The organism is Nostoc sp. EspVER01, from assembly GCF_034530635.1.
Lineage (GTDB): Bacteria > Cyanobacteriota > Cyanobacteriia > Cyanobacteriales > Nostocaceae > Nostoc.
Window position 1 is genome coordinate 199,871 of record NZ_JAVRCS010000001.1, and the last position, 12,750, is coordinate 212,620.

Sequence of the window (12,750 nt, forward strand, 5' to 3'; positions counted from 1 at the left end):
CTATCTTCCATCTCGTCTGTAAGACCCTCTTTGTAAACTCGGAAAACAATAATCTCAGCAAGATTCTCAAACGTAATTCCCGAAGTTTTTATGAAATACCAGGTTGTTCTCCAAAACAGTGAAGAAGATTGCGGTGCTGCAAGTCTAGCAACTGTTGCCAAACATTACGGACGCACTTTAACTCTCAGTCGAGTACGAGAAGCGGTAGGCACGGGGTCGCAAGGTACTACCCTGCTTGGTTTGAATCGGGGTGCAGAAGCTTTAGGATTTAATGTTCGCAAAGTCAAAGCTTCTGCTCAACTGATCGACAGTTTAGATAAAGCTCCAATGCCTGCAATCATACATTGGAAAGGCAACCACTGGGTAGTTTTATACGGACAAAAGGGAAAAAAATATGTAATTTCTGATCCAGGTTTTGGTATCCGTTACCTCAGCCGTAAAGAATTAGCTGAGGGTTGGAGCAATGGGATTATGCTGCTGTTAGTGCCAGATGACACGCGTTTTTCTGAGCAGCCGGATGACAAAATGACTGGCTTTGGACGCTATCTGGTGCGTGTTTGGCCCTATCGCTTCCTTTTGAGTCAGGCGATCGCCATCAATATTGTAATTGGACTTTTGTCTCTTGCCTATCCCTTGATGATGCAACTCCTCACCGATGATGTGCTAGTGCGAGGAGATACTCAACTATTAACTACCGTGGCAATTGGAGTAATTGCCATAAACTTGTTTAAAAGTGCAATTGGTTTGGTACAGTCTCACCTCATCGGTCACTTCGGGCAGCGCTTACAGTTAGGACTGCTACTGGACTACGGTCGAAAACTTTTACACTTGCCCTTATCTTACTTTGAAGGACATCGGAGCGGGGAAGTTGTCAGCCGAATTGCCGATATTGATGCGATCAATGAGTTAGTTTCGCAGATTGTCCTTGGTTTACCTAGCGAATTTTTTATTGCTGTAGTTTCCTTGGGTTTTATGCTCTTTTTGAGTTGGCAACTGACTCTGGCTTCCGTATTGGCATTTATCATTGTCACTTTAGTTAACCTACTTTTCCTACCCGCCTTACGCCAGAAAACCCGTAAGGTTATTGTTTTAGGCACTGAAAACCAAGGCTTTTTAGTGGAAACTTTTCGTGGTGTTCAAGTACTCAAAACAACACAAGCAACTCCGCAAGCTTGGCAAGAGTATCAAACCAACTATGGTCGCCTCGCTAACTTGGGCTGGAGTACGATGAAACTGGAACTATACAGCAGTACATTCACTAATGTTCTTTCAACTATAACTAATATAGGTTTACTCTGGTTAGGCAGCTATTTAGTAATCAATCAAACATTATCCATCGGTCAACTGCTAGCTTTTAATGGCATGAGTGGGAACTTTCTCGGTTTCCTGACTTCAGTAATCGGGTTAGCTGATGAGTTTATTACTGCTCAAATTGTCATCCAACGAATGGCAGAAGTGATTGACGCTACCCCAGAAGACTCGAATGAACAGAAAAGGCCTTGGGCAGAAATATCCACTGATGCAAATATTATCTGCACTAAAGTTAACTTTCACCATGCTGGTAGAGTTGATCTGTTGCAAGATTTTTCGTTGACTATCCCTGGTGGTAAAGTTATTGCTTTAATTGGTAAATCTGGTTGTGGTAAAAGTACTCTAGCTAAACTGATGGCTGGTTTATATTCTCTCCAGTCAGGTAATATCCGTTATGGTCTCTATAACAGACAAGACTTATCTTTAGAATGTTTGCGACAGCAGGTAGTCTTAGTACCACAAGACCCACACTTCTGGAGTCGCTCAATCTTTGATAACTTCCACTTCAGCTATCCTGAAGTGACTTTTGAAGAAATTGTCACAGCTTGCCAAATAGCAGGAGCTGATGAATTTATTAGCGAATTACCTGATAAATATCATACCGTTTTAGGAGAATTTGGAGCTAATCTTTCTGGTGGGCAACGCCAGAGATTAGCGATCGCTAGAGCAATAATTACTAACCCACCTATACTGATTTTGGATGAATCCACCGGCGCTCTCGATCCGGTGAGTGAAGCTGAAGTACTAGATCAACTACTTACCTATCGCCAAGGCAAAACCACAATTTTAATTAGTCACCGCCCCAGAGTCATTGAGCGAGCCGATTGGATTGTATTACTAGAGAAAGGTCGTTTGCAAATTCAAGGTTCTCCAGAAGAATTGCGCCAAATTGCTGGCGAACACTTGGGCTTCCTAGAAGATGTTCGGTCATCAACTTCGAGTTTACTGGTGAAATCTTCTAGTCCTACTAATGGCAAATACGCCGCCATTAGTTAATGCCATCTTCTTTCTTTGAGATTTTGGATTACTCCTCAACGAAGAGGCAGGGGGGCAGGGGGACAAGGGGAAGAACTCTTCCCTGCACCCCGATCCTTTGCCTTATTCTCAACCATTCCTTCTTCATCCTTATTATTATGGTTAGTCAATCTAATCCTGTCTTCGTTCCTCAAGCTGAAGAAAACGATTTTCTTCCACCACTTGGTAATTGGATTACTGTTGGCGGTATAGTTGCATTGGTTACTGTAACAATAGCAATTGCCGTCGCCTCTGTTGCTAAATACAAAGTCACCGTTCAAGCACAGGCAAATCTGCGTCCGGCTGGTGAATTGCGGCTGGTTCAGGCTGCTACAGAAGGCCCAGTTGTGCGGATTTTTGTGAAAGAGAATCAGGTAGTTAAAACAGGAGATGCGATCGCTACTATTGACGACTCCCGCCTACAAACCAAAAAGAGCCAACTAGAAAGTAGCATTGGGCAAATAAAATTACAACTGGTTCAAATTAATGCTCAAATTGATGCTCTGAATAACCAAATTGTAGCCCAAACTGACAGCAGTAAGCGTGCGGTTGCGGCAGCTGAAGCTGAATTGAGCAGTCGTAAGCGGGACTATCAAGATAAGCAAATTACCACTGTTAGTGATGTCCAAGAAGCCGCAGCGAATGTCAAAGCAGCAACTGCTTCTTTAGGAGCAGCCGAGTCCAAACGAAACCGATATGAGAATGTAGCCAAAGTTGGGGCTTTGTCACAAGATCAATTTGAGGAAGCACAATTAGCTGTTCGCCAGCAAGAACAAGCACTCTCAGCTACTAAAGCCAAGTTGCAAAGCTTACAAGCTGCCCTCAATCCCACTCAAGCACAAATTGCGATCGCACAAGAACGCATTGCTCAAGAAAAAGCTACGGGACAAGCTAATATCGCCACATTAAACAAAGAACGTAACGCCCTGATTCAACAACGGATTGAAATGCAGACAAAGTTCGAGCATGATGGCCGCGAACTTAAACAAGTAAATGTTGAACTTAAGGAGACAATCGTTTCTGCCACAGCAGACGGTGTGATTTCCAAGCTAAACCTACGTAACCCTGGCCAAACATTGCGCCCTGGAGAAGAAATCGCCCAAATTGTTCCTACTTCTGCCCCCTTGGTAATTAAAGCAGTGGTAGGAACTGAAGATAAAAACAAGCTCAAACCAGGACAAAACGTACAAATGCGAGTTTCGGCTTGTCCTTATCCAGATTACGGTACTCTCAAAGGCAAAGTTAAATCAATTTCTCCAGATGTATTTTTCCCACCAGCGAATAATGGTGCTGCTACAGGCGCTCCTACAATCGCAACTGCTCCCAAAGGTACTGCTGGCTTCTATGAGGTAACAATTGAACCTGAAGGTCTGTCTTTAGGTCGAAAAACCAAACAATGTTCCATTCAAATGGGAATGGAAGGCAGAGCCGATATTATTTCTAAAGAAGAGACTGTACTCCAATTCTTTTTGAGAAAAGCAAGGCTAATTGTAGATGTTTGATACGAACTGTGATCGTAAATTGGTCATAAGAAATAATAGAGCGTAGTTTACCGCACTTCGCCAAGCTCAGTGACCACCGCAGGCATCGCAATGAACTATAGCGGTTCTCGGTTGAGTGAGGTACAAGAACCCCACCCCCCTCCCCGCAAGCGCTACGGTGTACACACAAGTCGAAAAATCCTCTACAATGAAACTGTCACGCCCACCCATATCCCGCCCAGAACTGAAGTTCTGGGCTGATAGCGAAACTCCACTGAAAGTGGACTAAATAATTAATTCAGTCCACTTTCAGTGGACTTGGGCTATGAGACTCGGAATTCATTCCGAGGCGGGATCAAAACACAGTGCGAGATTCATTAATAAAGAAAGATATAGACTTGTGTGTACACCGTAGCCCCGCAAGCGAGGAGGAGGCTAAGATGTATCTCATGTGATTAGGAAACGCTATATATCATCCATCTATCTGCTTTTTTAGGCAGTATTCAGGATTTTTATTCATACTTGTTATTTCTAACGGTACAAGACAAAGAACTAAAAATGGTGCAATTTAAAAGTAGTGTAAATATGGTCAATTATGGACGCTGCCAAACGCCTTGCTACTCTAAATCGCATTCGCAAACTTAGCCGTCTGATGGATACATCAATACGTATCCCTTTGACAGGTTTTCGCATTGGCATAGACCCAATCATTGGTCTAGTTCCAGGTGCTGGTGATTTAATCAGTACAGCGTTTTCAGCTTACATTATATTTTTAGCGACTCAGTTTGGCATCCCGCGTCAAGACTTAGCCAAAATGATTTTTAATGTAGGTTTGGAAACAGTCGTTGGTACTGTGCCTTTAGTGGGTGATTTGTTTGATGCTTTCTATAAGTCCAACATTCGGAATTTGGCAATTTTGGAGCAACATTTGACAGTAGTTGAACCAGAACTAAAAAAAGTGTCTGATGAACTTTACTCTCAAAAATTCAGCCAAATTTAAGTAGAAAAAGAGCGTAGTTTACGGCCGCAGGCATTGCCATTGCACATTTACTATGTATTTTCTAGTACATTACTAGTAGTCTGCCAACCCAAAAATGCGCTTGTGAGGACTGGGTAAAGGGAAAAGGGGAAAGGTTAAGGGATTTAAACCCTTTCCCCCTTCCCCCTTACCCTTTACCCCGCCAAGTTCACTTGGCGAACTACTAGCCAGTTGTAGTGAAGCGATGACCGAGCGCTGTGGGGGCTGCTGAGTTCGTCTACAGCGTTGGGTCAACAACTGGCGATTTGTCTGTTCTGTTGATATCTCATTTAAACGGCAATTCAGAGATAAGTTATGCCAAATTGCCAGAACCTTTGAACGTGGTATCGTCACTTCAACTTTTTCTTAAATATAGAAGTGGCAAGAATTGATGGGCGAACCCATCGGTTAAATTCAGCCTTGGTGTAATTGAAAATATTGTAGAGTATAGAATTGTCCTAAGTATTGCCTACGCAACTCCCCCTATGACTACCGCACCCTTAAGCTGGGAAGAACTAGAAACCCTCACGGACTATCAAATAGATACCGTTAATGGTCCCACCAACGCTAGAGCTAGGTTGCGCTTGTTTGGTCAGCCGGAATCTGATGTGCGGGTAACGCTGTACCGCGATAACCACGCCTGGTGTCCTTACTGTCAAAAAGTTTGGTTATGGCTAGAGGAAAAACAGATCCCCTACCGCATCGAAAAAGTGACAATGTTCTGCTATGGGGAGAAAGAAAGTTGGTACAAACGTAAGGTTCCATCAGGAATGCTCCCCGCGATCGAGCTAGATGGACGGATTATTAAGGAAAGCGATGACATTTTGATCGCTTTGGAAAAGGTATTTGCTCCATTGAACCAAGGGATGGAAGACCTCACGGTGCTTCCTTTACGTCAATTAGAACGACTTTTATTTAGAGCTTGGTGCGTTTGGCTGTGTTCTAAAGCCGGTTCCTCTCAACAAGAACAACGCAATCGAGAACAATTTATCGCAGTGGTGGCTAGGGTAGAGGAAGCTCTGGGTAGCACCCCAAGCCCTTATTTTCTAGATAGCTTTGGCATCGTTGATGTCATTTTTACGCCATATCTCGAACGGATGAATGCGAGCCTTTACTACTACAAGGGCTACTCACTGCGGGAAGAAAACCCTCGTTTGAGTGCATGGTTTGCGGCAATGGAAAGCCGACCAACCTACTGCGGTACTCAGAGCGACTTTCACACCCACGCACATGATTTGCCGCCCCAGATGGGGGGCTGTTGGGAAAACGGCGAAACCCAGATGCTTCTCAATAAAGCGCTGGTGGATAACGGCCCCTGGTTTGGACTACCAGATGTTACTTATCCAGAGCCGGAAAACTCCCGTATGGAAGCTCTTAAACGAACTATCGATCACCGGATAAATATTATTCGAGTCAACCCCTTAGATGATAAATTGTTTGATCGAGCGCTACGTTGTGCTTTAACACACATGATGACAGGGGAAGACTGTGTACCCCCATCGGGATCTGATGTCGCTCTCCGATATTTGCGCGATCGCATTAATGTACCACGAGACATGTCTATCTACGCAGCCAAGCGATTGAGGGAATCCCTGGAAAAAACCGCATCCCTTGCGGGTGATGGGCAGCCAGCCCCTATTCCCACTCAGCATCGACGAGATCAAGACCCGTCTAACTTTGCCATCAAGTAGGATTTCAGATATTTATGCCTAACCGAAAATCCAAATGAAAAAACCTGGATTTATTGAGCGTCATCACCTGTGGACAGCAATCCAAAAAGAAGCATCTGAAAAGATCAAGGCTGTTGTCAAAGAACGGGATTTATTGTTGATTCGTACCGCTTGGTCAGACCAGCATGGCATTGTTCGCAGCAAATCGCTCTTACCCCAGGCGTTTTTCAGCGCCTTAGAAAACGGTATGCAAATCAGCACAGGGACATTTCTGTTTGATACTGGTGGTGCAATAGTATTTAACCCGTTTGTGCCTGGCGGTAGTTTAGATATGCCTTTGATGACAGGTGCGCCAAATCTTGTGGCTGTTCCTGACCCTGATACCTTCAAAATTCTGCCTTGGGCAAAACGTACTGGTTTTATTCTCTGTGACGAGTACTTTCAAAATGGTCAGATAATGCCCTTTTCCAGTCGCGGTATTTTGCGCCAATCATTGGTAGAGTTACATCAAAGAGGATTGGAGCATATTGTCGGCTTAGAAGTTGAGTGGTATCTGGCAAAGTTGGAAGATCCGATGTTAGCGATCGCTAATGTTGGTACTTCTGGAAAACCTGGTGAACCTGCCAAAGTTAGCGCTGTAGAGCATAGCTTCCAATACCTTTTAGAATCGCACAATCCAGAAATTCACGACTTACTGCGTATTCTGGCAGAAAATTTAGTTGAAATGGGATTGCCTTTAAGAAGTGTAGAAAACGAAGGAGGTGCGGGTCAATTTGAATTTACCTTTGACCCGATTCCGGCATTACAAGCTGCGGATACAATGATCATATTCCGCATGGCGACCAAGCAAATCTGCCGTCAACAAGGTTACATCGCATCATTTATGTGTCGTCCAGGATTGCAAGGTTCTTCTTCCAATGGCTGGCATTTGCACCAATCCCTTGTAGACCGAACCACAGGCGAGAACGCTTTCATGTCTGCAAACTCCAAAGCCCTAATGTCAGATTTAGGTAAACATTTTGTTGGTGGTCTTCTGAAACACGCCAATGCCGCTTCTGTATTCACAACCCCGACAATTAACGGCTACAAAAGATTTAGACCTTACTCTCTAGCTCCCGATCGCGCCGGATGGGGATTGGAAAATCGAGGAGCAATGATTAGATTACAAGGCGGTTATGATGACCCCACCACCCACATTGAAAACCGAGTTGGAGAACCAGCAGCCAATCCTTATTTGTATATGGCATCGCAATTGATTTCTGGGTTAGATGGTGTAGATTGTAAACTTGACCCTGGCTCCCCAACAGATGAACCTTACGCTACAGAAAGTCCAGCCTTACCCAAAAGTTTGCCAGAGGCGATTTCATATTTGAGCCAAAGCGAACTTTTTGCTCAAAAAATGGGGCAGCAGTTCATCAACTTCATCATAAAGATGAAACAGAATGAAATCAATCGCTTTTTGCAGTCCGTCGGCGATCGGCTACCAGAAGACTATTTAAAGCAGGTGACTAACTGGGAGCAAAGAGAATATTTTGAATTATTTTGAAGTGAATAATTCCTATAAATGTAAATGTCGCGCTTTTAAGGATGATTATTAAGATATTTAAGTGAATCTTTTGATAATTACCTGCCCCACCATCCCCAGTCCCCAGTCCTCTTGCTATACTGTTTCACAATTGCGCCCTGTCCATACTTGCTGTAAGAAAAATTATTATATTTTTAACTTTATACAAGCATAATTACACAAAAGTAAATATTTATTAAGAAATAAATTAATACTTATTTTGGTAAGTCAAACTTCGCCAATTTCCGAGGTTGAGTTGATGTATAAACTCTTTTTTGGCAAAGGTATTAGTATGTATTATGTCATATAATACAGGAGATATTTAAGTTCATATCATGTCCGCTTGATTGCTTATTAAACCCGAAGAACCCCACCCCGCCAAAGCTGTGCTTTGTCTCCCCTCCCCGCAGGCGGAGAGGGGGTTGGGGGTGGGGGTGGGGTTATTTTATTATGGGTAATTTGGCGGACATGATATCAGTATGTTATGGGAGAAAGATTGTGTCTGAAAACAAACCAGAAAAGTTGAATTCACAAGCAGTACCATTCTTCGCTCGATTCTTGGAAGGGCAAAGCCTTGAAGACCTTTCTGATGAAGACTCAAAAGCGATTATCGGTGGTAAATGTAATAATGCCACAAACAAGAATAAGGATGAACTTGTAACAACTCTGAAGTTTCCATCCGATCAAGAAGATGGCGCAGTAACTAAAAAGTACCCTTCTGATAGTGATGAGTTCGCTGTTACTCAGAAGTTTCCTTCAGATGGTGATGACAGTTCGCCGTCTTCACCTTCATAGCTGCATACTTTTGATCACACCAGAGATGCGGTTTTAAAACTATTGTCAGTATAAAAATACAGTTAGTGCCAACTTCATCTAGGAGTTGGCTTTCCATTAAAATTAAGTTCACTTGTTTAAAATTTTGCTTTCTTAAGAGTTGACAATAGTGAAAATGCAAGATCTAATAAAAATATTTTATGCACCTTGATCGTGATGTAGTTTTATTAATCACCCATAGTGGTGATTACTTTACAATAGATAGAGTTGCAGAAGCAGTATCAAAACTAGGCGCACAGCCATTTCGTCTTGATACTGATAAGTTTCCGATCGCACTGCAACTCCAGGCTAATTTAAGTAACTCTGGTAGCAATCATACACTGCAATATAGCGATCGCTCCCTCAACACCGAGCAAGTGCAAGCAGTATGGATGCGGCGTATTTGGCAACCCGATCTCGGTAAAGAATTGGCTCCACAATTTCAAGCAGCCTGTTCTAGTGAATCACTCGCAGTCTTAGATGGCTTTTGGGACAGCCTCAGAGATGCTAAGTGGGTAGATGATTTACGTCAGATAAGTGCAGCTGAAAACAAGTTACGCCAACTGCGGGTTGCATCGGAAGTAGGTCTTGTCATACCTCGGACTCTTGTCACCAACAATCCTCAAGAAGCACGAGATTTTTTCCACAAAGTTAAGGGAAAAATGATTGTCAAGCTGCTCAGACCTCTTTCTTCTGGGATGCAAGCCTCCTCTTTTTTCATGTATACCAGCCTCGTTAAAGAAGAAGACTTACTTGATGCTGAAACACTCCGCTATTGTCCAGTTATGTTTCAAGAACAAATCCCTAAACAGCAAGAACTACGAGCAGTGTATGTGAATGGCAATCTCTTTGTCGGGGCGCTAGATGCGTCTGAGTATGCAGAATCTACCCAAGATTGGCGACGTGAGACAAAAAAGATTCTTACCTGGCAACCAGAACAATTACCTGATAAACTAATCCGTTGTTTGGATGCCTTTATGGCTAAGTTTGGACTGATTTTTGGAGCATTTGATTTGATTAAAACCCCATCAGGAGAATATGTTTTTTTAGAAATTAATCCTACAGGAGAGTGGGGGATGCTGGAAAGAGATTTGGACTATCCAATTGCTTTAGCGATCGCATCTGCACTACTTTCAACAAACCCGAAGTAAAATGCTCTTACTTAAAAATTCCCAAACAACTGATAACCCCTATATTTATTTATATGTAGCGTACTTCATTCTCCATATTTGTAAATGACTGCTTTAATCATTACTCACAGCCAAGATAATGAAAGTATTCCTCTAGTTATTCAGGCAATTGAAGCCCAAGGAAAGAAAGCATTTCGTTTTGACACAGACCGATTTCCCACAGAAATGCAGTTAGATATTTACTATGGTCGTACTAAGCGAGTGATTCTGAGTGTCGATGACCAGATATTAGATTTAAATGAAGTGTCAGCAGTTTGGTATCGGCGTATTGCAATTGGGTCAAAAATTCCCAACTCGATGGACAAACAACTTAGAGAAGCTTCACTCAAAGAATCTCGCGTCAGCATTGAGGGAATGATTGCTAGTATTAGTGGGTTTCATCTTGATCCTCTGCCAAATATTCGCCGAGCCGAAAATAAGCAATTGCAATTACAAATAGCAAGAGATATCGGTTTAGATACGCCTCGCACTCTGACTACAAATAATCCCATAGCAGTAAAGCAATTTGCCCAAGAGTGTCAGCAGGGAATGATTACAAAAATGCTGTCTTCCTTCGCTATTTATGATGAACAAGGGCGAGAAAAAGTTGTGTTTACAAATCCAATTTCCTCAGAGGATCTAGACAACCTTGATGGTTTACGTTTCTGCCCAATGACATTTCAGGAGAAGATTCCCAAGGCATTGGAATTGCGGACAATTGTTGTAGGGAAACGTGTGCTAACAGCTGCGGTTGATTCTCAAGCTTTGGATAAGGCACGTTACGACTGGCGCAAACAGGGAATTGCCTTACTCGACGCTTGGGAATCATACACTTTACCCGAAGATGTCGAAGAGAAATTGCTCAAACTCATGGCAGAATTTGGTTTAAATTATGGGGCGCTTGATATTATTTTGACTCCTGATGGTCGTCATGTATTCCTTGAAGTTAACCCAGTTGGCGAGTTCTTCTGGCTGGAACGCTGTCCTGGCTTACCGATTTCCCAGGCGATCGCTGAGGTTTTAACTAATTCACCTAATTGATTACAATTTCTCTTTATAGGATGTCTGAAAAGTTCTTTTATATACATCTAATCCTTGGAGATCCCCCTAAATCCCCCTTAAAAAGGGGGACTTTAAGGCTTTTATTCCCCCCTTAAAAAAGGGGGGTTAGGGGGGATCGATAAATATTTGATACTTCTCAGACATCCTCTTTAGCTGGCGTTGCAATACCGCGTTTAACTAGACCCGCTTCCAGTTCTTGAATAAATTTTAAGTCTTCCTCCAATAGAGGCTGGCTTTGGCTAGAAGAAAGATTTTTTTCCAGAAAAGCGAATGCTTGCCGAAATTGACGCGGATTTGCTTTAATTAGCGATTCAAAGTGACAGGGAATAATCTGCTGAAAATCCCAACTTGCAACTGTATCAGCCCATTTGAGGACTTGTCTTGGTGCTTGAGGAAAAATGAGGATTTGCAAAATCGGTGCGACAAATGGTCGTCCCTGACCTCGTAGAGCGTCGAATGTTTGCTTCCAGGTTGCTTGCCAGCGAAAAGGAAATAAACCAAAGTAGGTTTTTAGCGATCGCTGTGGTGCTTTGAGAGCATCACGAAACATCTGTCCGATTGAAGTAACTTCTAAGGCACTTGGACGGAAGTAAAGTGCAAACAGTGAAATGCGTTGCCATCCTTTGCGACGGTTTTCTTCATTGTCCTCGATTATCTCCCAGGCATTATCCCTGGCATGAAACAGTAAGGGATAAGGATCTAATTGGAGGATTTCTGGTGGGTCAACTGGAACACAAAGGATAGAATCAGTTACAAGTAGAGTGCGCGATCGCTTGTGAAACACTGCAACTTCTGCAAAAGATCCTCGTCCCAAGTCGATGTCCAATATTGCATAGTCAAACTCCAGAGCAAAGGGAGCAAGGCTTGAGTCCTCTGGGAGTTCTTGAGTTCGTTTTTGGGGAAAGCCTAGCCAACTAAGCGGCAGATTGAACGGAAAACTCCACTGGTGCGGGGCAACAAACACTTGTGCTTGAGGAAAGCGACGAGCAAAGGGGCCAACGAAGACTTTATGCTCCAGACCAGAACTGGTTGGCAGTAAGATGTACTTAACTTCACCGTGCTTTGCTACCAACTCATTAACCAAGCGGACACACTCAGTTGTGGGAGCAACGGGTGCATAGACCAGAAGTCCTCCAGCAGAGAGCTTGACGATAGTCATGCGAATCGGCACGATGGTGTAGAGAATGCCGTGAAGCTGATCGAATGTCCAGATAGTATCCTTAACTATTTCCTGACGAAGTGTCCGCCGTCTGCCGTAGGGGTAAAGTGGGACAGCAGCCCAGAATGGCCATGACCAATCCTTGGGGTTGTTCAAAGGAGACATACCTCGATCTTGTAGTTCAACCCTCGACTGAGATCCAAGTGAATTCATCGTCGTTCCATTGTCCTGGCGTGGGCCAGTTATGAGAGTGCTGTAGTGGCTACAAGATTGGTATAGCACGCTTGTCAGGCGAGGGCAACTGGCTAAAATCCCTACACAACAGTTGTCGGTAATTAATTCCGACTTCTACTTCTCTTGTAAAGAGTCACTCCTTGTAAAAAGGTAAAAAGTCACTCTTTTTTCGATTGTGGTGTAATAATATTAGTACAGAACGTAGATTTTGTAAATTTTTAGCAAATTGTACAAAATTTACATTTTGACTGTCAT

10 protein-coding genes are annotated in these 12,750 nt (G+C 43.2%); 8 read left to right on the forward strand and 2 right to left on the reverse strand.

All coding sequences use genetic code 11. The features are described 5' to 3' along the window. Positions 1-90: 90 nt before the first annotated feature. The 3 genes from RMX69_RS00800 (at position 91) to RMX69_RS00810 (ending at position 4,806) form a co-directional block, all read left to right on the forward strand. Entirely contained in the window at positions 91-2,307 is a 2,217-nt protein-coding gene (locus RMX69_RS00800; protein ID WP_322636150.1) for a peptidase domain-containing ABC transporter, read from the forward strand. A gap of 137 nt (positions 2,308-2,444) precedes the next feature. Continuing rightward, positions 2,445-3,827, forward strand: a complete 1,383-nt coding sequence (locus RMX69_RS00805) for an HlyD family secretion protein (RefSeq protein ID WP_322636151.1) — start codon at positions 2,445-2,447, stop codon at positions 3,825-3,827. Positions 3,828-4,401: 574 nt separating this feature from the next. Next, the gene (locus RMX69_RS00810; RefSeq protein ID WP_289799845.1) at positions 4,402-4,806 is read left to right on the forward strand and encodes a DUF4112 domain-containing protein; all 405 of its coding nucleotides are present in this window, start codon (positions 4,402-4,404) and stop codon (positions 4,804-4,806) included. A 72-nt stretch (positions 4,807-4,878) separates the two neighbouring features. Here the strand turns inward: RMX69_RS00810 and RMX69_RS00815 are convergent, their stop codons facing one another. Next, complete coding sequence (locus RMX69_RS00815; protein ID WP_322636152.1) at positions 4,879-5,178, reverse strand: hypothetical protein; 300 nt, start codon at positions 5,176-5,178, stop codon at positions 4,879-4,881. A 131-nt stretch (positions 5,179-5,309) separates the two neighbouring features. Here RMX69_RS00815 and RMX69_RS00820 point away from each other — a divergent pair, with 131 nt between their 5' ends. From RMX69_RS00820 to RMX69_RS00840, 5 genes are all read left to right on the forward strand, one after another. Further along, complete coding sequence (locus RMX69_RS00820; protein WP_322636153.1) at positions 5,310-6,515, forward strand: glutathione S-transferase family protein; 1,206 nt, start codon at positions 5,310-5,312, stop codon at positions 6,513-6,515. Positions 6,516-6,549: 34 nt separating this feature from the next. Next, on the forward strand, positions 6,550-8,040 hold the full coding sequence (locus tag RMX69_RS00825) for a glutamine synthetase family protein (RefSeq protein WP_322636154.1): 1,491 nt from the start codon (positions 6,550-6,552) through the stop codon (positions 8,038-8,040). A gap of 516 nt (positions 8,041-8,556) precedes the next feature. Then, the gene (locus RMX69_RS00830) at positions 8,557-8,853 is read left to right on the forward strand and encodes a microviridin/marinostatin family tricyclic proteinase inhibitor (protein WP_289799842.1); all 297 of its coding nucleotides are present in this window, start codon (positions 8,557-8,559) and stop codon (positions 8,851-8,853) included. Positions 8,854-9,032: 179 nt separating this feature from the next. Beyond that, entirely contained in the window at positions 9,033-10,022 is a 990-nt protein-coding gene (locus RMX69_RS00835) for an MvdC family ATP-grasp ribosomal peptide maturase (RefSeq protein WP_322636156.1), read from the forward strand. A gap of 84 nt (positions 10,023-10,106) precedes the next feature. Then, a complete protein-coding gene (locus tag RMX69_RS00840) occupies positions 10,107-11,081 on the forward strand; it encodes an MvdD family ATP-grasp ribosomal peptide maturase (protein ID WP_289799840.1) in 975 nt (324 codons plus the stop codon). Between the two features lie 157 nt (positions 11,082-11,238). On the opposite strand, the gene RMX69_RS00845 is transcribed toward RMX69_RS00840, so the two are convergent. Continuing rightward, on the reverse strand, positions 11,239-12,426 hold the full coding sequence (locus RMX69_RS00845; RefSeq protein ID WP_322636157.1) for a DUF4336 domain-containing protein: 1,188 nt from the start codon (positions 12,424-12,426) through the stop codon (positions 11,239-11,241). Positions 12,427-12,750: the final 324 nt, after the last annotated feature.